We start from the raw sequence: 20225 nt of genomic DNA, 5'->3' as shown, positions 1-20225 counted from the left end.
CGCATGGCGGAAATATGCCAATGAGGCAATCAGGCTCGGGCAACTCTCCCCAAACATCCGCTCATTCCACAAAGGTGAACGGACTGTTGGCTCCGATTTCCGAACAAGGATGCCCATGCCCCCCTCAGCAGAAGAGAGATCGGCCCGTCGCGCGGGCGCCAGACCCGCGGTGGTCCGCGTCGCGATAGCCGCGGGCCTGGTGGCCTCGCTGGCCGCCGCCGGCCCCGCCTTCGCCGTCCCGCACGGGGACGATCCGTGGGTCACCGCCCCCGCCGACTCCGCCCCCGCGAAGTCCTCCTCGGACAAGCTCGGCGCCACCGACGCCGACCTCCTCGCCGACGCCAAGGCCGACGGCGACAAGAACGTCACGATGATGATCGCCACCGCGCCGGGCGCGACCGAGCAGGTCGCCTCGCAGCTGGACGCGGTGCCGGGCGCCTCCGTGGGCCAGACCTACGACAAGCTCGGCTACGTCCGGGCCACGGTGCCCACCGGCAAGGCCGACGCCGCCATCGCCAAGGCCGAGCGGCTCTCCTCGGTCCACGGCATCGACCTCCGCCAGGAGATCACCCTTCCGGACCCGACGCCGGGCGCCGACCGCGCGGAGGGCGCCAAGCGCGCCGCGGCGGGCTCCTACCCCGCCCCCGGCAAGGACACGCCGGCCAAGAACCCGTACCAGCCCGCCTTCGAGACCGGCGCCGTCGAGTTCGTGAAGGACCACCCCAAGGCCGACGGCCGGGGCGTGACGATCGGCATCCTCGACTCCGGCGTCGACCTGGGCCACCCCGCGCTGCAGAAGACCACCACCGGCGAGCGCAAGATCGTCGACTGGGTGACGGCGACCGACCCGATCGTGGACCAGGACGGCACCTGGCGCCCCATGCTGACCTCCGTCTCCGGCCCGGACTTCAGCTTCAACGGCCGCGGCTACACCGCGCCCGCCGGCTCCTACCAGGTCAGCCTCTTCCGGGAGAGCGCGACGACCGGCGGCGACGCGGCCGGCGACCTCAACCGGGACGGCGACACCAAGGACTCCTGGGCGCTGCTCTACGACGCCGCCGCCGGCACCGTACGGGTCGACCTCGACGACGACGGCGACTTCGGCGACGAGGAGGCCATGAAGCCGTACAAGGACGGCTTCCAGGTCGGCTACTTCGGCAAGGACGACCCGGCCACCCCGATCGCCGAGCGGATCCCCTTCGTGGTCGAGATCCGCAAGGACGTGCCGACGGACCCGCTCGGCGGCGACCGGGTCGGCAAGAAGGCCGACTTCGTCAACATCGGCGTCATCGAGTCCGAGCACGGCACCCACGTCGCCGGCATCACCGCCGCCCACAGCCTCTTCGGCGGCAAGATGAACGGCGCGGCGCCCGGCGCCAAGCTGGTCTCCTCGCGCGCCTGCACCTGGACCGGCGGCTGCACCAACGTGGCGCTGACCGAGGGCATGATCGACCTGGTGGTCAACCGCGGCGTCGACATCGTCAACATGTCGATCGGCGGGCTGCCGGCGCTCAACGACGGCAACAACGCCCGCTCCGAGCTGTACACCCGCCTGATCGACACCTACGGCGTGCAGCTGGTGATCTCGGCGGGCAACAGCGGTCCCGGCGCCAACACCATCGGCGACCCGGCGCTCTCCGACAAGGTGCTCAGCGTGGGCGCCACCGTCTCCAAGCAGACCTGGGCCGCCAACTACGGCTCCGAGGTGAAGCGCAAGTACGCCATGTTCCCGTTCTCCTCGCGCGGCCCGCGCGAGGACGGCGGCTTCACCCCGTCGATCTCCGCCCCCGGCGCCTCGGTCAACACCATCCAGACCTGGCTGCCCGGCGCCCCGACCGCCGAGGCCGGCTACCAGCTGCCGCCCGGCTACGGCATGCTGCAGGGCACCTCGATGGCCTCCCCGCAGGCCGCGGGCGCCTCGGCGCTGCTGCTGTCCGCCGCCAAGCAGAAGCGCATCGAGCTCTCCCCCGCGGATCTGCGCACCGCGCTGACCAGCACGGCCAAGCACATCCGGGGCGCCCAGGCGTACCAGGAGGGGGCCGGCCTGATCGACATCGTGGAGGCGTGGGACGCGATCCGCGACGGCGCCACCGCCCACCAGTACACGGTCAAGGCCCCGGTCGACACCAAGCTGTCCGGCTTCCTCAAGGAGCCCGGCTTCGGCACCGGTCTCTACGACCGCGAGGGCGGGCTCAAGGTGCGGCAGTCGCGCACCTACGAGGTCACCGTCACCCGCACCACCGGTCCCGACCGTCCGGTCTGGCACGAGCTGGACTGGCGCAACAACGACGGCACCTTCGACCTGCCCGGCAGCGGCAAGGTCAAGCTGCCGCTGAACCAGCCGGTCACCTTCGAGGTCACGGCCAAGGCGCGGACCGCCGGCATCCACTCCGCGATCCTGGACGTGGACGACGAGCGGACCGAGGGCGTCGACAAGCAGATCCTCACCACCGTGGTGGCCGCCAAGCCGCTCGCGAGCCCGTCGTACACGGTCAAGGAGACCGGCACGCAGCAGCGCAACAACACCACCTCGTACTTCGTGACCGTGCCCAAGGGGGCGAAGTCGCTGGAGGTCTCGCTGGGCGGGCTCGCCGCCGGCAGCCAGACCCGGTGGATAGCGATCAACCCCTACGGTCTGCCGGTCGACCCGACGGGCACGCCGAACTGCTACCCGAACTACCCGAACCCGGCGAACACCTGCCGTCCGGACCAGCGGTCCTACGTGAACCCGCTGCCGGGCGTGTGGGAGCTGGAGGTCGAGTCGCGCCGCACCTCGCCGCTGCTCGACAACCCGTACACGCTCACCGCCAACGTGCTCGGCGCCACGTTCGACCCGGCGGTCAAGACCGTGGCGGAGGCCAAGGTCGGCACCCCGACCAAGGTCGAGTGGAAGGTCGGCAACGACTTCGCGGCGATCGACGGCACCCTCAAGGGCGGCGAGCTGGGCTCGGCCAAGACCGACCGGCCGACGATCAAGCAGGGCGAGAAGCAGACCACCACCGTCACCGTGGGTGAGGGCGTCTCCCGGCTCGACGTGGCCATCGGCGGCGTCTCCGACGCCAAGGCCGACCTGGACCTGAACGTCCTGCTGAACGGCAAGTCCGTCGGGTCCTCGGCGGACGGCGACTCGGAGGAGGCGGTGAGCCTGGCCAAGCCGAAGGCCGGCACCTACACCGTCGAGGTCGCGGGCTACAGCATCCCGGGCGGTTCGACCGCGTACGACTACCGCGATGTGTACTTCGCCTCCTCGCTGGGCGAGATCAAGACCGGCGAAGCCTCCTCGGTGAAGCTGGCCAGCGGGGCGTCCGCGCAGGTCAGCGCCGATGTGGTGGTGGCCGGGGCGGCTCCCGAGGGGCGGTCCTTCTTCGGCCAGGTGCAGCTGGTCAACGGGACCGGCACGGTCGCCGGGACCGGTGGCGTGAAAATCGAAAAGGTCGTTCCGTAGCGACCTGAGACACTGGACGACGGGGCGGGCGCCTGGCGCACCCGCCCCGTCGGCACGTCGGCGTGTCGGAACGTGGGCATGTCGACAGGCGGGCGCAACGGCGCGCCGGCCCGTCGGCGCACCCGGCATCGGCAGCACAGGAGGAGTCAGACACATGAGGATCGGAATCGTCGGAGCCACCGGGCAGGTCGGCGCCGTGATGCGCAAGGTGCTGGCCGAGCGGAACTTCCCGGTCGACGAGCTGCGGCTGTTCGCCTCGGCCCGGTCCGCCGGCTCCACCCTGGAGTGGCGCGGCGCGGAGATCACCGTCGAGGACGCGGCCACGGCCGACTACTCCGGCCTGGACATCGTGCTCTTCTCCGCCGGTGGCGCCACCTCCAGGGCGCTGGCCGAGAAGGTCGCCGCGGCCGGCGCCGTGGTGATCGACAACTCCTCGGCCTGGCGTCGCGACCCCGAGGTCCCGCTGGTCGTCTCCGAGGTCAACCCGCACGCGATCAAGAACCGCCCCAAGGGGATCATCGCCAACCCGAACTGCACCACCATGGCCGCGATGCCGGTCCTGAAGGTGCTGCACGCGGAGGCCGGTCTGACCGCGCTGATCGCCACCACCTACCAGGCCGTGTCCGGCTCCGGGCTCGCCGGCGTGGCGGAGCTCGACGGGCAGGTCAAGAAGGTGATCGACCAGGCCGCCGAGCTGACCCACGACGGCGAGGCCGTGGAGTTCCCCGAGCCCGGCGTCTACAAGCGCCCCATCGCCTTCAACGTGCTGCCGCTGGCCGGCAACCTCGTCGACGACGGCTCCTTCGAGACCGACGAGGAGCAGAAGCTGCGCAACGAGTCCCGCAAGATCCTGGAGATCCCGGAGCTCAAGGTCTCCGGCACCTGCGTCCGCGTGCCGGTCTTCTCCGGCCACTCGCTCCAGGTCAACGCCCGCTTCGAGCGTCCGATCAGCGTCGAGCGGGCGTACGAGCTGCTCCAGGACGCGCCCGGCGTGGTGCTCTCGGAGATCCCCACCCCGCTCCAGGCGGCCGGCAAGGACGACTCCTACGTGGGGCGCATCCGCGTCGACGAGACCGTGGAGAACGGTCTGGCGCTCTTCCTCTCCAACGACAACCTGCGCAAGGGCGCGGCGCTCAACGCGGTGCAGATCGCGGAGCTGGTCGCGGCGGAGCTGAGCGCCTGACGGCATAAGTCATACCGGCGGGGGCGGGCTGTGGACAACCACCGTGGCCGCCCGGACGGATGTGGGACGGTTCCAGCATGTCCCACGTCACCGACGGCGGTTCTCCGCCCGCCCCCGCCGCGCTTCCGCGCCTCCTCCCGGCGTCCGGCCGCCTCTCGGCGCCGGGTCGCCACGGCGTGTCCCGTCGCCCGACCGCGCCCCTCCCGCGACACTCCTCCTTCGCCGATCCCGGCGCTCCTCCGTCGCCTCCCGGTCCGTCACGTTCGCCCCCGGACCGTCACGTTCACGCCCGGAAATGCTCCCGCCACGGTCAGGTGCGACGTGGAAGGATGACCGGAAACGCGACATAAGGAGATGCCTACGTGCCTGGCACGAATCTGACCCGCGACGAGGCGCAGCAGCGGGCGCGCCTGCTCACCGTCGACTCGTACGAGATCGACCTCGACCTCTCCGGCGCGCAGGAGGGGGGCACCTACCGCTCGGTGACCCGGGTCCGCTTCAACGCCGCCGAGGCGGGCGCGGAGTCCTTCATCGACCTGGTCGCCCCCACCGTGCACGAGGTGGTGCTGAACGGCGAGGCGCTCGACCCGGAGCAGGTGTTCAAGGACTCGCGGATCGCGCTGCCGGGACTGCTGGCAGGTGCCAACGAGCTGACGGTGGTCGCCGACTGCGGGTACACCAACACGGGTGAGGGGCTGCACCGCTTCGTCGACCCCGTGGACCAGCAGGCATATCTGTACACGCAGTTCGAGGTGCCGGACGCCCGGCGGGTGTTCGCGAGCTTCGAGCAGCCGGACCTCAAGGCGACCTTCCAGTTCACCGTCACCGCGCCCGAGGGCTGGACGGTGATCTCCAACTCGCCGACGCCCGAGCCCAAGGACAACGTCTGGCACTTCGAGCCGACGCCGCGCATCTCCACCTACATCACCGCGCTGATCGCCGGTCCGTACCACTCGGTGCACAGCAGCTACGAGAAGAACGGCCAGTCGGTCCCGCTGGGCATCTACTGCCGGCCCTCGCTCGCCGAGTTCCTCGACGCGGACGCGATCTTCGAGGTGACCCGCCAGGGCTTCGACTGGTTCCAGGAGAAGTTCGACTACGACTACCCGTTCGCCAAGTACGACCAGCTCTTCGTGCCCGAGTTCAACGCGGGCGCGATGGAGAACGCCGGCGCGGTGACCATCCGCGACCAGTACGTCTTCCGCTCCAAGGTGACGGACGCGGCGTACGAGACGCGCGCCGAGACGATCCTGCACGAGCTGGCCCACATGTGGTTCGGCGACCTGGTCACCATGGAGTGGTGGAACGACCTGTGGCTGAACGAGTCGTTCGCCACCTACACCTCCATCGCCTGCCAGGCGTACGCGCCGGGGTCGAAGTGGCCGCACGCCTGGACCACCTTCGCCAACTCCATGAAGACCTGGGCCTACCGGCAGGACCAGCTGCCGTCGACCCACCCGATCATGGCCGAGATCCGCGACCTGGACGACGTGCTGGTCAACTTCGACGGCATCACGTACGCCAAGGGCGCCTCCGTGCTGAAGCAGCTGGTCGCCTACGTCGGCATGGACGAGTTCTTCAAGGGCGTCCAGGCGTACTTCAAGCAGCACCAGTGGGACAACACCCGACTGTCCGACCTGCTGGGCGCGCTGGAGGAGACCAGCGGGCGCGACCTGAAGACCTGGTCGAAGAAGTGGCTGGAGACGGCGGGCATCAACATCCTGCGCCCGGAGATCGAGACCGACGACTCCGGCACCATCACCGCCTTCGCGGTGCGCCAGGAGGCCCCGGCGCTGCCGGCCGGCGCGACCGGCGAGCCGGTGCTGCGCCCGCACCGCATCGCGATCGGCGCCTACGACCTGGACGCCACCGGCAAGCTGGTGCGCACCGACCGCATCGAGCTCGACGTGGACGGCGAGCTGACCGAGGTGCCGGAGCTGGTCGGCCGGAAGCGCCCGGGCGTGGTGCTGCTGAACGACGACGACCTGTCCTACGCCAAGGTCCGGCTGGACGCGGAGTCGCTGAAGGCCGTCACCGCGCACCTCGGCGACTTCGAGGCGTCCCTGCCGCGCGCCCTGTGCTGGTCCTCGGCCTGGGACATGACCCGCGACGGCGAGCTGCCCACCCGCGACTATCTGGACCTGGTGCTGAGCGGCATCGCCAAGGAGTCCGACATCGGCGTCGTGCAGTCGCTGCACCGCCAGGTGAAGCTGGCGCTGGATCTGTACGGCGCCCCGGACTGGCGGGCGACCGGCCTGGCCGCCTGGACCGAGGCGACGCTGCGACACCTGCGCGCGGCGGCCCCCGGCAGCGACCACCAGCTGGCGTGGGCCCGGGCCTTCGCCGCCACCGCGCGCACCGACGAGCAGCTCGCTCTGCTGGCCGGGCTGCTGGACGGTTCGGAGACCATCGAGGGCCTGGTCGTCGACACCGAGCTGCGCTGGGCCCTGCTGGAGCGGCTGGCCGCCACCGGCAAGGCCGATGAGCCGGAGATCGCCGCCGAGCTGGAGCGGGACCGGACCTCGGCAGGCGAGCGCCACGCGGCCACCGCGCGCGCCTCCCGGCCGACCCCGGAGGCGAAGGCCGAGGCATGGGCGTCGGTGGTGGAGTCCGACAAGCTGCCGAACGCGGTGCAGGAGGCGGTCATCGGCGGCTTCGTCCAGACCGACCAGCGCGAGCTGCTGGCCGCCTACGCCGAGAAGTACTTCGCCTCGGTGAAGGGCGTCTGGGAGGGCCGCAGCCACGAGATGGCCCAGCAGATCGCCGTGGGGCTCTACCCGTCGCTCCAGGTCTCCCAGGCCACCCTGGACGCCACGGACGCCTGGCTGGCCTCCGCCGAGCCCAACGCGGCGCTCCGCCGCCTGGTCACCGAGTCCCGGGCGGGCATCGAGCGTGCCCTCAGGGCCCAGGCCGCCGACGCGGCGGCGGGTGCCTGAGTCCGACGCCGAAGGTCAGGGCTTCCGGCTCGGGTCTCCGGCCTCGGCCGGGTGAGCGCGCGGCGGGGGCCTCGGCCTGAGACCAGGGCGGGCCCGGGATGACCGCGAGGACGCCCCCGGACCGGACCGGCATCGACCGGACCGGTCACGGGGGCCGCGGGCCCCGCGCCCGGTGCCCGCCCGCGTCCACCGGCGGGTGCCGGCGGTGCGGGGCGACGCGTGCGCTCGGCTCAGCCCCGTTCGGCGCGGGCGGCGCGGCGGGCCAGGAGGGCCGCACGGCGCTCGTCGAACCGGGTGGCCTGGTCGTCGAGGCCGTTCATGAACAGGCCCAGCTCCTCCTGCGCCTGCAGCCCCTCGGCACCGAGCCCCGGCAGGTCCAGGACCTTGAGGAAGCGCAGCACGGGCTGCAGCACGTCGTCGTGGTGGATGCGCAGGTTGTAGACCCCGCCGATGGCCATCTGCGCGGCGGCGCGCTCGAAGCCGGGGATGCCGTGCCCCGGCATGCGGAAGTTCACCACCACATCGCGGACGGCGGCCATGGTCTGCTCCGGCGCGATCTGGAACGCCTTGGCGAGCAGATTGCGGTAGAAGACCATGTGCAGGTTCTCGTCGGTGGCGATGCGGGACAGCATCCGGTCGCAGACCGGGTCGCCGGAGTGGTGGCCGGTGTTGCGGTGCGAGATCCGGGTGGCCAGCTCCTGGAAGGCCACGTACGCCACGGAGTGCAGCATGCTGTGCCGGTTGTCCGACTCGAAGCCTTCGGACATGTGCTGCATCCGGAACCGCTCCAGCGCGACCGGGTCGACGGCCCGGCTGGTCAGCAGGTAGTCGCGCATCACGATGCCGTGCCGGCCCTCCTCGGCGGTCCAGCGGTGCACCCAGGTGCCCCAGGCGCCGTCACGGCCGAAGAGGGTGGCGATCTCGTGGTGGTAGCTGGGGAGGTTGTCCTCGGTCAGCAGGTTGACCACCAGCGCCGTGCGTGCGATGTCGCTGACCTTGGACTGCTCGGGCGCCCATGCCTCGCCGCCCATGACCCCGTCGAAGTTGCGGCCGTCGCTCCACGGCACGTACTCGTGCGGCATCCACTCCTTGGCCACCTTCAGGTGGCGGTTGAGCTCCTCCTCCACGACCTCTTCGAGCGCGTACAGCAGCTTGCTGTCGCTCCACTCGGCTCGGCCGGAGTGAAGGGATGGGGCAACGGTCACAGCAGGCTCCTGGGGACGGGAGAGGGCGGCTCGTTACCTACGAGCCCGTAGGTAACGGTCCCGTAGGTTACGACACCGTAGGTTAAAGCGAAAATAAGGGTCCCCTGGCCACCAGGAGCGGCGGGCGGACGGCCGGTCAATCCGGCGTGAGGGAAGTCGAGTTCGGCGCGGAGGAGGCCGACTCCAGACAGGGCCAATCGGCCTAAGCGGGGCGGGCGCCCGCGAGAAGACGCGACAAGGCGCCCGCCGGCCGATACGACCAGGGGCGCCTCATCTATATGCTTTTGTCCGATTCCTTCGGTCGGTGTTCCGACCTCGGGCGCGGAGTCGCCGATCCCGGGCTCCGGAGTCGGCTTCGACGCCGGTCGGGGACCGGCGAAGGTGTGCTACTGCTGCGGCTGCTTGCGGGACTTGTCGCCCAGCATCACCAGGCCGGCGATCACCAGGAAGGAGACGATCGGCAGCACGACGAAGAGGCCGAGCGTCTCGGCGGCACTCATACCCGGACCCGGGTCGTCGCCGTCGTCGCGGGTGAGCGCGAACGCAGGGGACGACATCAGCAGCATCAGCGTCGTTCCGGCGGACACGGCGCCGGCGCGCAGGGCATTCTTCTTGACCACGCTCCCAACCTAGCGAACGCCCGAACGCGCCGCGCGGCCGGGGTGCCCGTACGGGTCGAAACGGGGCCCGAGCGGGTTCCCTCGGCCCTGAGCGGGCCCGCGCTCCACCCGTCCGGACCTCCGAGCCCGCCACCGAGCCCGGCCTTCGACCCCGATATCCCACCCCGACTCCGCCCCGGCCCGCTCGGCTCCGGGCGGCGCTCAGCCGGGCGCGGCGGCGAGGCCGGCCCGTACCTCCTCCATCAGCGCGTGCAGCCGGGGGGACGCGACCAGCCGCTCCAGGGAGACCGGGCGCCCCCGGTGGTCGGCGATCGGCAGCCGCCAGTTGGGGTACCGGTCGCCCCAGGTGCCGGGGAGGTTCTGGGGCCGGCGGTCGCCGACCGCGTCCGGCAGCCACACCCCGACCATCCGCGCGGGCGTCCGGACGAGGAAGCGGTGCACGGCCCTGACCGCCGCCTCCTCGTGCTCGGGCCCCTCGGGGAGCAGCCCCAGCCGTCCGAGCAGCGCCAGCCACTCCGCGACCTCGATCGCGTCCTCGGCCCGTTCCCGCCCCAGTGGCCGGGTGAGCAGCCCCAGCCGGTGCCGCAGCTCGACGTGGACGCCGGTCAGCCGCGCCGCCGTACTGGGCAGATCGTGCGTCGTGGCCGTCGCCAGGCATCCGGCCCGCCACGCCTCGGGCGGCAGCGGACGGGCCCGCCCGCCACCCCGGACGGCGGGCTCGCCAGCCGCCCCGGCCAGGGCGTCCCGCACGGACCTCGACACCGCCCCGGTCGCGACGCCGCGCCCAGCCCCCACATCGGCCCCGGCGGCCGCCCCGACGTCCACCCCGGCAGCGGCCCCGACGTCGGTCCCGGGGGCGGCCACGGCGGTACGGAGGTCGTCCGCGCCCCCGGTCCCGGCGGCCGCGGCGGCGCCCGGACCGGCGGGGGCGCCGGCGACGGCGACGGCGACCACGGGGTCCGCCTCCGCCGGCCCCGGCATCGGGGATTCGGGCACCGCCGGCGCGACCGCCGGATCGGGCACCGCGAGGTCCGAGCCCACCGGCCCCGCCCCCAGCGCCACCGGCTCGACCTCCGGCACGGCGGGATCGGTCGCGGCGCCCGACGGCCCCGCGGTCGGGGCCTCCACGGGCGCCGCGGTGGTCCCGGGCGCTGCGGTGGTCCCGGCTCCCGCGGTGGTCCCGGCCGCGGGCGCGGGCGCGGCCCGCGCGTAGTCGCGCTCGAACCAGAGCACGGACGTGCCCAGCACGCCCCGCGCGGCCAGGGTCTCCCGGACGCCCGGTTCGACCGTGCCCAGGTCCTCCCCGATGACCACGGCCCCCGCCCGCTGGGCCTCCAGGGCCAGCACGGCGAGCATCGCCTCCGCGTCGTAGCGGACGTATGTGCCCTGGGTGGGGTCGCGGCCCTCCGGGACCCACCAGAGCCGGAAGAGGCCCATCACATGGTCGATGCGGAGCGCGCCCGCGTGCCGCAGGAGCCCGCGCAGCAGCTCGCGGTAGGGCGTGTAGCCGGTGGCGGCCAGCACGTCCGGGCGCCACGGAGGCAGGCCCCAGTCCTGGCCGCGGGCGTTGAACGCGTCCGGCGGGGCGCCGATGGACATGCCCGCGGCGAAGACGTCCCGCTGCGCCCAGGTGTCGGCGCCGGAGGGGTGGACGCCCACGGCCAGGTCGTGGACGAGGCCGATGGACATGCCCGCGTCGAGCGCGGCCCGTTGGGCGGCCGCGAGCTGGGTGTCCGTCAGCCAGGCCAGCCAGCAGTGGAAGTCGATGCGGTCGAGGAGTTCCCCGCGGGCCCGGGCGGTGGCGACGGAGCGCGGGTCGCGCAGCGCGCGTGGCCACGAGCGCCAGTCCGGGCCGTGCACCTCGGCCAGCGCGTACCAGGTGGCGTGGTCGTCCAGGGCCTGGCCCCGCTCGGCCAGGAAGTCGCAGTAGGCGGCGCGCCGACCGGGGCTCATCGGGGCGGCCCGCACCAGGCGCAGCGCCTCGCTCTTGAGCGCCCACACCGCGTCCCGGTCGATCAGCTCGCCCTGGTCGAGCACGGACGCGCGCAGCGCCGCGGCCGCCTCCAGCAGGGCCGCGGCTCGCGTCCGGGCCGAACCGCTCAGCCGCGCGTACTCGGGTACGTCCTCCACTCGCAGGTAGACCGGGTCCGGGAAGCGGCGCGAGGAGGGGCGGTAGGGGGACGGGTCCGTCGGCGCGCCCGGCACGGCGGCGTGCAGCGGGTTGATCTGGACGAAGTCGGTGCCGAGCGTCCGCCCCGACCAGGAGGCGAGGTCGGCCAGGTCGCCGAGGTCACCCATGCCCCAGGAGCGGGCGGACAGCAGCGAGTAGAGCTGGACGAGGAAGCCGTGGGTGCGGCCGGGCGGGGCGGGCATGCCCTCGGGGGCCACCAGCAGGGTGGCGACGGCGGACCGCCCGTCGGGGCTGTGCGCGTGGAGGGTGTGGCCGCCCGGGGGCAGCGGCGCCCGCTCCGAGCCGTCCCCGCCGGCCGCGCGGGCGGCCGCTTGGCGTTCCGCGCTCGCGCGCGCGGGGCGGCGGCGCGGCGCCCGGCCCGCCGCGCGCCGCGCGCGCGCGCGCGCCGCGCGCCCCGGCCCGGCCCCGCGGCCCGGCCCGGGCACGCCTCCGCCCCCGGCCTGGCGCCGCGCCGGTGCGCCTGTGCGCGCACCGCCCGCGCGGCCGCCCTGACGGCTCCCTGCCCCGGAGCCGTGGCCCGTTCCGCCGCCCGTGGTCGCCGCGCGGTGCCCCGCGGGGCCCGTGCCCGCTCCGTCCGTGCTCCCCGTGCCGTCGCCGCCGGCCCACGAGGCGCCCGATCCCGCCCAGGGGTCGCTCGCCTCCGGGAGCCACTCCCGCACCTCCCCTGCCTCGGTCTCCAGTCGCAACACCGTGCCCGGGGGCAGGGCGAGCCGGGGGCCGCTTCCGGGGCCGAGGACGACGCACGGGGGCAACAGGCGCTCGCGGTCGGCCAGCGCGCGCCGTTCCAGCGCGGCGCGCACCGCGCGGGGCGTCGAGGCGTCGACCCCGAGGGCGGCGAGCACGGCCACGACGGTCTCGTCGGGCACGCGGACGGTACGACCCGGCTCGGGCTCGTAGGACGTGGTCACACCATGCAGCTCGGCGAGTCGCGCTCGGTCCATGGGGACTCCCCGCCGCTCAGAACTCGATCGGTTCCATGGCCGCCCCACCGAGCCCGGCGGCGGTCGGCTCGCTGGTCAGCGGCGGCTCCGCGGCCAGCGGTGGTTCGCTGGTCAGGGGCGCGAGGGCGGGCAGCGGCGGTTCGCTGGTGAGCGGAGCTTCGACGCCACCACCGGAGGCCGAGGCGCCGGTCATGGAGTCGGGGCCGGAGACCCCGGCGAATGGGTCGGGCTCCCGGTCCGGCACGAGGTCCCCGGAGTCCGCCGGCGCGGCCGTTTCGGGCAGGGAGGCGGCGGAGGCGGGTTTGAAGAAGGCGGAGAGCAGAAGGCGGGAGGACGTGGCCACACGGGCCTCCGTGAGTCTCGGAAATGGGGATACGACAGCCCTACCCACTGCGGGCGATCGCAGACGTCCACGCTCGGGGAACGTGCGTCAGGTCACACTCCCCGGCTACAGGCGAATCGTCGGCCGGGAGGCTCCGACGGAGGAGAGCATCCGGATGTCGACCCGGCGGGGCGGCGGTCTTACGGCGCCGCGCACGGCGCTGAACAGCCGTGCGACCGGGGCCCCGCGGCCACCCGCCACCGCAATACCGGCACTTCGGTCACTCCCGTTGACACCTCGCCAGGGGGGTGGTGGGCTCAGCGCCGAGCGCAGCACACGGCGCGGGACACCGCAGACGACACACACGACACCACAGACGAGCCATCACGCCAGCCACCACGACCAGGAACGAGGAGAGCACCGTGCAGTTCCGGGGGATGCGGTCGCACAGGCCGAAGTCGGCGGGGGCGACCGCGGTCGCCGCGGCCGTGATAGGCGGGCTGCTCGGCGGTGCGCCCAGCGCGACCGCCGCGCCCACGCCGCCCGGGACGCCCGGCCCCTCGGGCGCCGCCGCGCCGGAGCGGACCAGCGACGGCGGGGCGCCGCCGGTGTGGCCGCGGCCGCAGTCGATGCGCGCGCAGGGGACGTTCGTGCCCGTGGGCGACGAGGTCACCCTGATCGCGGACGGCAGCTCCGACCCGTACGCGCTGGACGCCCTGCGCCTCCTGCTGCACGAGGCCGGGGCGCGCGACGTCGTCGAGTTGACCGAGGACCCCGCCGCGGCCGGCGGCCGCCCCGGCATGGTGGCACCGCCCCGCGGGCTGGTCGTGCGCGTCCAGGGGCGCGACGCGGAGGCCGCGCTGCGCGCCCTGCGCGCGCCCGCGCGGGGCGACCTTCCGGCGGGCGGCTACCGGCTGGCGACCGGCACGGTGGCCGGGGCGCCCACGATCGCGCTGTCCGGGTCCGACGCTGACGGTCTGTTCCACGCGGTCCAGACGCTGCGTCAACTGCTGGTGCGGGACGGCTCCACGGCCACGGGCTCGTACGGCTTCTCCGCCGTCACCATCCGCGACTGGCCCGCGGCGACCGTCCGCGGCACCACGGAGGGCTTCTACGGCACGCCGTGGACCCGGGAGCAGCGGCTGGCGCAGCTGGACTTCATGGGGCGGACGAAGCAGAACCGCTATCTGTACGCCCCGGGCGACGACCCGTACCGCCAGGCCCGCTGGCGCGACCCGTACCCGGCGGACAAGCGCGAGGAGTTCCGGGCGCTCGCCGAGCGCGCCCGGCGCAACCATGTGACGCTCGCCTGGGCGGTGACGCCCGGCCAGAACTTCTGCTTCGCCTCCGAGAGCGACCTCAAGGCGCTCAACCGCAAGATCGACGCGATGTGGGCGCTGGGCGTGCGCGCCTTCCAGCTCCAGTTCCAGGACGTCAGCTACAGCGAGTGGCACTGCGGCCGGGACCGCTCGGTCTTCGGCTCGGGGCCGGAGGCGGCCGCGATGGCGCAGGCCAAGACCGCCAACGCCGTCGCCGAGCACCTGGCGCGCCGTCACCCCGGCGCTGCGGCGCTGTCGCTGATGCCGACCGAGTACTTCCAGGACGGGGCGACGGACTTCCGGAGCGCGCTGGCCGACGCCCTGGACGACGGGGTCGAGGTCGCCTGGACCGGGGTCGGCGTGGTGCCCAGGACGATCACCGGGGGCGAGCTGTCCGACGCCCGCGCGGCCTTCGGTCACCGGCTGATGACGATGGACAACTACCCCGTCAACGACTACGCCAAGGACCGGGTCTTCCTCGGCCCGTACACCGGTCGGGACCCGGCCGTGGCCAGCGGCTCCTCGGGACTGCTGGCCAACGCCATGCAGCAGGCCACCGCCTCCCGGATCCCGCTGTTCACCGCCGCCGACTTCGCCTGGAACCCGCGCGGCTACGACCCGCGCGCCTCCTGGCTGGCCGCCATCGACGACCTGGCCGGTCCGGACCGCGAGGACCGCGCGGCGCTGCGCGCGCTGGCCGGCAACGACGCCTCATCGGTGCTGGGCGGCGAGGAGTCCGCCTATCTCCGCCCCCGCATCGACGCCTTCTTCGCCGCCCTGGACGCCTCGGGGGCGGGCGGCACGGCGCCCGGCGGGGCCGCGCGGACGGCGGGAGCCTCGGACCCGACGCTGGACCGGGCGGCCGAGCGACTGCGGTCCGCCTTCCGCACCATGCGCGACGCCCCGGCGCGGCTGGACGCGAAGCTCGGCGCCGAGGTGCGGCCGTGGCTGGACCAGCTGGGCCGCTACGGCGACGCGGGGATCCGCGCGGTGGACATGCTCACCGCCCAGGGGCGCGGCGACGGGGCCACCGCCTGGGCCGAGCGGCTCGAGATCCAGCGGCTGCGCGAGGAGATCGCGGACAGTCCGGCCACCGTCGGCAAGGGCGTCCTGGCGCCCTTCCTGAAGCGGGCCACCGACCGCGCGGACGCCTGGACGGGGCTGGACGAGACGGCGGAGAAGCCGCCGCGCGCCGACAAGGAGCACCGCGCGGCCGCCGACGGCGACCCCGCCACCTCGCTGACCTCGACGTCCCCGGTGACGCTCCGCTTCGGCCGGGCCCGCCCGCTCACCGCCGTCACCGCGCTGACCGGCCGCGGCCCCGAGGAGCACGGCGCGATCGAGGCCCATGTGCCGGGCGAGGGCTGGCGGCGGCTCGGCGCGGTCTCCGGCAGCGGCTGGACGCAGGCGAGCGGCAAGGGCGTGCGGGCGGACGCGGTGCGGCTGGTGTGGTCGGGGGCCGGCGGGGCCGAGCCGCCCGCCGTGCACGAGGTCACCCCCTGGTTCGGCGACACCCCGGCCGCCGAGCTGGAACTGTCGCAGAGCGTGGCGGACGTGGAGATCGGTGGTGCGCCCGTCGTGGTGGAGGCCCGGCTCGCGGCCCGCCGCCCCGGCGATGTGCGCGGCGACCTGACCGTCCGGCCCCCGCGCGGCGTCACGGTCACGGCGCCGAAGCAGGTCACGGCGGAGCGCGGCGGGGTGACCACCGCGCGGATCGCGGTGTCGGTTCCGGCGGGCACCAGGTCGGGGACCTTCTCCGTACCGGTGCGGTTCGGCTCGGAGACCTCGATGCTGACCGTGCGGGCCGTCCCGCGCACCGGTGGCCCCGACCTGGCGGCGGCGGCGAGCGGCGCACGGGCCGACTCCTCCGGGGACGAGACGTCGGACTTCCCGGCCGCGGCGGCCGTCGACGGCGACCCCGGGACCCGTTGGTCCTCCCCCGCCGAGGACGGTGCCTGGCTCCAGGTCGAGCTGGCCCGGCCGGCCCGCGTCGGCCGGCTGGAGCTGCGCTGGCAGGAGGCCTACGCGACGCGCTACCGGATCCAGGTCTCGGCGGACGGCCGTAGCTGGCGCACGGCGGCGACGGTGAACGACGGGCGGGGCGGGACGGAGACCGTGCGCCTGGACGCCCCGGGCGCCCGGTTCATCCGTATCCAGGGCGTCGCGCGGGCGACGGAGTTCGGGTACTCCCTGTGGTCGGTGCGGGCCTTCGCGGTGGCGGAGTAACGCGCGAAGCACGGCACGCGAGGCGCGCACCGCAGGGCGAGCGCGCACTGCACGGACGGCGGGAGGCGAAGGACGGGAGGCCGAAGAGGCGCCGAAGAGCCGCGCGAAGCGGCTGGCGCACGGCCGCGCGGGGGCGGGCGGGCCGGGAGGCCGGACCACCGTCCGCCGCGACCGCGCCGCGGGTACGACGATGGCCCGGTCCTCAGGCGGATATGCCGTCGATCCGGGCCATCGCGTCGTCCGCGCCGTACGGCTGCAGGTATGGCAGCCAGCGCGGGTCCCTATGTCCGGTGCCGATGATGCGCCAGGCCAGGCCGGAAGGGGGCGCGGGTTGGTGGCGCAGCCGCCAGCCGATCTCGGCGACATGGCGGTCGGCCTTGACATGATTGCAGCGGCGACACGCCGCTACCACGTTCTCCCAGGTGTGCTGGCCGCCCCGACTGCGCGGAATGACGTGGTCGACGCTGGTGGCCACGCCGCCGCAGTACGCGCATCTCCCGCCGTCTCGGGCGAACAGGGCGCGGCGGGTGAGGGGAACGGGACCTCGAAAAGGGACCCGCACGAAGCGTTTCAACCTGACTACGCTCGGTGCGGGTATGACATGGGTCGCGCTATGCATCAGGGCGCCTGAGTCCTCAAGGCTGATGGCCTTGTCGTTAAGGACGAGGACGAGCGCGCGGCGGAGCGGTACGACGCCGAGGGGCTCGTACGACGCGTTGAGGACCAGGACGTGCGGCACGGTGCCTCCTAATACGCCGGCGGCGCGTGGCTCGCGCCGGGACGATCTCCCCCCAGTGTCCCCGCATCCCTGGTAGACGCGCCACCACCGCCGGGTAACGGCCTGGGAGTGTTTTCGACCACACTGTGTTCATCCCCCGCAAGAGAGCGGTTCTCTCTCGAACACAACGTCGGGTCCGTTGCGCGGCCCCGTTAGTGTGGAGGGTCTGCCCCCGGTGCGCGTCATCCACCGGGCATGTCCCCCACGAAGGGTTCCTGCTGTGTTCTGGTCCGCTGCTCTGGCCGGAGACCCGACACCCCGTCCCAACAGCTTCGATGAGGCCCAGGAGAGCGCCACCAACGCCGCGGGCTGGGTGGAGGAGAACTGGTCCACCTGGCTCAGCATCGGGCTGCGCATCCTGCTGATCCTGGTCATAGCCTTTGTGCTGCGCACGGTCGTCCGACGCGCGATCACCAAGCTGATAGAGCGGATGAACCGCACCGCGCAGGCGGTGGACGGCACGGCCCTGGGCGGTCTGCTGATCAACGCCGAGCGGCGCCGGCAGCGCTCCGAGGCCATCGGCTCGGTGCTGCGCAGCGTCGCTTCCTTCCTGATCATGGGCACGGCCGGGCTCATGATCCTCTCCACCTTGGAGATCAATCTCGCCCCGCTGCTGGCCAGCGCCGGTGTCGCGGGCGTAGCGATCGGCTTCGGCGCCCGCAACCTGGTCACCGACTTCCTCTCCGGCGTCTTCATGATCCTTGAGGACCAGTACGGGGTCGGCGACTCGGTCGACGCCGGGGTGGCCTCCGGCGAGGTGGTCGAGGTCGGGCTGCGGGTGACCAAGCTCCGCGGCGCGGACGGCGAGATCTGGTACGTGCGCAACGGCGAGGTGAAGCGGATCGGCAACCTCAGCCAGGGCTGGGCTACCGCCGGCGTCGATGTGCAGGTCCGCGCGGACGAGGACCTGGACCGGGTGAACGAGGTGATCACCCGGGTCGGCGAGGACATGCAGAAGGACGAGCCGTGGAACGAGCGGCTGTGGGAGCCGGTGGAGGTCCTCGGCCTGACCGCGGTCTACATCGACTCGGTGGTCATCCGGGTGTCTGCCAAGACCATGCCCGGGGTGGCGCTGGGCGTGGAGCGCGAGCTGCGCTGGCGGATCAAGCGGGCGCTGGACGCGGAGGGCATCCGCATCGTCGGCCGCCCGACCGACCCGGCTCTGGAGACGGAGTCCGTCCCCGACCCCATGGCGAACGTCGCCGCCCCCTCCGCGCTGGCCAACCCGACCTCGCCGCAGTCCCAGGCGGCGACCCCGCTGGCGCCGCAGAGCGTCGGTACCCCGAGCACCCAGAAGTAGCGCGCGAGCGCGAACGACGCGACCGCGCGGGCCGCTCCTCGGGGCGCCGCCCGCGCGGTCGCTGCTCTTCCCCCTCCGCGGTCGCCGCTTTTCCCCTCCGCGGTCGCCGCTTTCGGCCCGCAGTCGTTGCTTTCCCCTTCCGCGGTCGCTGCTTTCGGCCCGCGGTCCGCGCCACGCTCTTTCCCGCCCCGGTGCCCGTCCCCTCCGCGCGGCCCGGGGTCCGCTGGTACGCCCCGCACCCTTGACCCGACCTCCGGCCGCCTCTACCTTCCTGGTCACTCGACAGGAAGGTTTCCTGACAGAGCGCCTTTCCATGGGAGCCGTGGGGAACCCGTGCGGGCACGCCTGGGTTTCCGTACGGCAGGAGACGAGGGGCACCGTATGGCCGGTACGGCGAGGGGCACCCCGGGCACGCCGCGCGTGCTGCGCGCGATGAACGACCGGGCCGCGCTGGAGCTGTTGGTCGCCCACGGCCCGCTGACCCGCGCCCGGCTCGGCGAACTGACCGGGCTGTCCAAGCCGACCGCGTCCCAGCTGCTGGCCCGGCTGGAGGCCGCCGGGCTGGTGCGGGCGACCGGGACCGCGACCGGACGGCCGGGGCCCAACGCCCGGCTCTACGAGATCGAGCCGTCCGCCGCCCGGATCGCCGCGCTCGCCGTGGACCCCGAGCGGGGCATCACCGCCGCCGTCGCGGACATCACCGGCGAGGTCGTCGGCGAGCACCGGATCCGCGCGCCCGCCCTCGCCGACGGCACTCCGGAGCGGACGGTTCGGCTGGTGGCGGAGGCGGTGGACGGCGCGCTCAGCGCCGCCGGGCTGACGCGGAAGGACCTGCACCACACTGTGATCGGCACGCCGGGTGCGCTGGACCCGCTCACCGGTGCCCTGCGCTACGCACCCCACCTGCCCGGCTGGCAGTCCCGCACGCTGCGCGAGGAACTCGCCGAAACGCTCGGCACCCCCGTCGTGATCGAGAACGACGTCAACCTCGCCGCCGTCGCCGAGCAGCACCACGGCACCGCCCAGGACTTCGACGACTTCGTGCTCGTCTGGGCGGACGACGGCGTCGGCGCCGCCATCGTGCTCGGCGGGAACCCGCTGCGCGGCGCGACCGGCGGGGCCGGCGAGATCGGGTACATGCCGCTGCCCGGCGCCCCGCTGGCGCGCGGCGGCTCGGACGCCACCGCCGGGGCGGACGGGGGTGGCGGGTTCCAGATGCTCGTCTCCTCCCCCGCCGTGCTCACGCTCGCCCGCGCGCACGGGTTCACGGCCGACGCGGCGCCCGCGGCGCTCGCCGAGGCGCTGCGCACCCCGGGCCGCGGCGACGCGGTGCTCGCCGAGCTCGCCCGCCGGCTGGCCACCGGGCTGGCCTCCGTCGTCGCCGTGGTGGACCCGGAGTTGGTGGTGCTCTCCGGCGCGGTGCCGCAGGCGGGGGGCGAGCGGCTGCGGTCGCTGGTCGAAGCCGAGCTCACCGACCTCGCTCTGCCCCGGCCCGAACTGCGGCTGAGCGCCGTGGAGGGCTCCCCGATCCTCAAGGGCGCACTGCGCACCGCTCTGCGAGCCGCCCGGCACTCCGTCTTCGACACGACCTGAGCGCGCCCGGCCCTCGCCCACCGACCGCCCGACCACCCACCGCCCGCCTTCCGACCCGCCCACCGACCGCCTTCCGACCCGCCCACCGACCGCCTTCCGGCCCGCCTTCCGACCCCTCCGAGCGACACACGCCCCGGCCCGCTGCCGCCCCGCCTCTGCCCCGCCC

Annotated in this window: 11 protein-coding genes; 6 read left to right on the top strand and 5 right to left on the bottom strand. The window is 73.9% G+C overall.

Going from position 1 to position 20225, the window contains the following annotated elements:
- The first annotated feature begins 115 nt into the window (after nt 1-115).
- The 3 genes from LRS74_RS22805 to pepN all read left to right on the top strand — a co-directional run bounded on the left by LRS74_RS22805 (nt 116) and on the right by pepN (nt 7564).
- Complete coding sequence (locus LRS74_RS22805) at nt 116-3445, top strand: S8 family serine peptidase (RefSeq protein ID WP_277742758.1); 3330 nt, start codon at nt 116-118, stop codon at nt 3443-3445.
- 154 nt (nt 3446-3599) lie between these two features.
- Nucleotides 3600-4628, top strand: coding sequence for an aspartate-semialdehyde dehydrogenase (locus LRS74_RS22800; protein WP_277742757.1), 1029 nt, complete (start codon nt 3600-3602; stop codon nt 4626-4628).
- A 362-nt stretch (nt 4629-4990) separates the two neighbouring features.
- Nucleotides 4991-7564: an aminopeptidase N gene (pepN, locus tag LRS74_RS22795; RefSeq protein WP_277742756.1), complete on the top strand. Its 2574-nt coding sequence runs from the start codon at nt 4991-4993 to the stop codon at nt 7562-7564.
- A 230-nt stretch (nt 7565-7794) separates the two neighbouring features.
- On the opposite strand, the gene LRS74_RS22790 is transcribed toward pepN, so the two are convergent.
- The 4 genes from LRS74_RS22790 to LRS74_RS22775 form a co-directional block, all read right to left on the bottom strand.
- A complete protein-coding gene (locus tag LRS74_RS22790; RefSeq protein WP_277742755.1) occupies nt 7795-8769 on the bottom strand; it encodes an acyl-ACP desaturase in 975 nt (324 codons plus the stop codon).
- 386 nt (nt 8770-9155) lie between these two features.
- Entirely contained in the window at nt 9156-9389 is a 234-nt protein-coding gene (locus LRS74_RS22785) for a hypothetical protein (protein WP_277742754.1), read from the bottom strand.
- Nucleotides 9390-9590: 201 nt separating this feature from the next.
- A complete protein-coding gene (gene malQ, locus LRS74_RS22780) occupies nt 9591-12521 on the bottom strand; it encodes a 4-alpha-glucanotransferase (protein WP_277742753.1) in 2931 nt (976 codons plus the stop codon).
- A gap of 16 nt (nt 12522-12537) precedes the next feature.
- Nucleotides 12538-12864, bottom strand: a complete 327-nt coding sequence (locus LRS74_RS22775; RefSeq protein WP_277742752.1) for a hypothetical protein — start codon at nt 12862-12864, stop codon at nt 12538-12540.
- A 416-nt stretch (nt 12865-13280) separates the two neighbouring features.
- Here LRS74_RS22775 and LRS74_RS22770 point away from each other — a divergent pair, with 416 nt between their 5' ends.
- Complete coding sequence (locus LRS74_RS22770) at nt 13281-16388, top strand: beta-N-acetylglucosaminidase domain-containing protein (protein ID WP_277744882.1); 3108 nt, start codon at nt 13281-13283, stop codon at nt 16386-16388.
- A 202-nt stretch (nt 16389-16590) separates the two neighbouring features.
- On the opposite strand, the gene LRS74_RS22765 is transcribed toward LRS74_RS22770, so the two are convergent.
- A complete protein-coding gene (locus LRS74_RS22765) occupies nt 16591-17127 on the bottom strand; it encodes an HNH endonuclease (RefSeq protein ID WP_135342018.1) in 537 nt (178 codons plus the stop codon).
- A 259-nt stretch (nt 17128-17386) separates the two neighbouring features.
- Here LRS74_RS22765 and LRS74_RS22760 point away from each other — a divergent pair, with 259 nt between their 5' ends.
- Nucleotides 17387-18466, top strand: coding sequence for a mechanosensitive ion channel family protein (locus LRS74_RS22760; RefSeq protein WP_277742751.1), 1080 nt, complete (start codon nt 17387-17389; stop codon nt 18464-18466).
- 381 nt (nt 18467-18847) lie between these two features.
- Nucleotides 18848-20059: an ROK family transcriptional regulator gene (locus LRS74_RS22755; RefSeq protein WP_277742750.1), complete on the top strand. Its 1212-nt coding sequence runs from the start codon at nt 18848-18850 to the stop codon at nt 20057-20059.
- Nucleotides 20060-20225: the final 166 nt, after the last annotated feature.

Source organism: Streptomyces sp. LX-29 (genome assembly GCF_029541745.1).
Classification (GTDB): domain Bacteria; phylum Actinomycetota; class Actinomycetes; order Streptomycetales; family Streptomycetaceae; genus Streptomyces.
Note: the sequence above shows the minus strand (reverse complement) of the source record. Positions and strands in the feature narration are given on the sequence as shown.

Excerpts from the sequence above, each read along its gene's own strand:
- LRS74_RS22805 (WP_277742758.1), top strand. The coding sequence starts at position 116 with ATGCCCCCCTCAGCAGAAGAGAGATCGGCCCGTCGCGCGGGCGCCAGA.
- LRS74_RS22800 (WP_277742757.1), top strand. The coding sequence starts at position 3,600 with ATGAGGATCGGAATCGTCGGAGCCACCGGGCAGGTCGGCGCCGTGATG.
- malQ (WP_277742753.1), bottom strand. The coding sequence starts at position 12,521 with ATGGACCGAGCGCGACTCGCCGAGCTGCATGGTGTGACCACGTCCTAC.
- LRS74_RS22770 (WP_277744882.1), top strand. The coding sequence starts at position 13,281 with ATGCGGTCGCACAGGCCGAAGTCGGCGGGGGCGACCGCGGTCGCCGCG.
- LRS74_RS22755 (WP_277742750.1), top strand. The coding sequence starts at position 18,848 with ATGGCCGGTACGGCGAGGGGCACCCCGGGCACGCCGCGCGTGCTGCGC.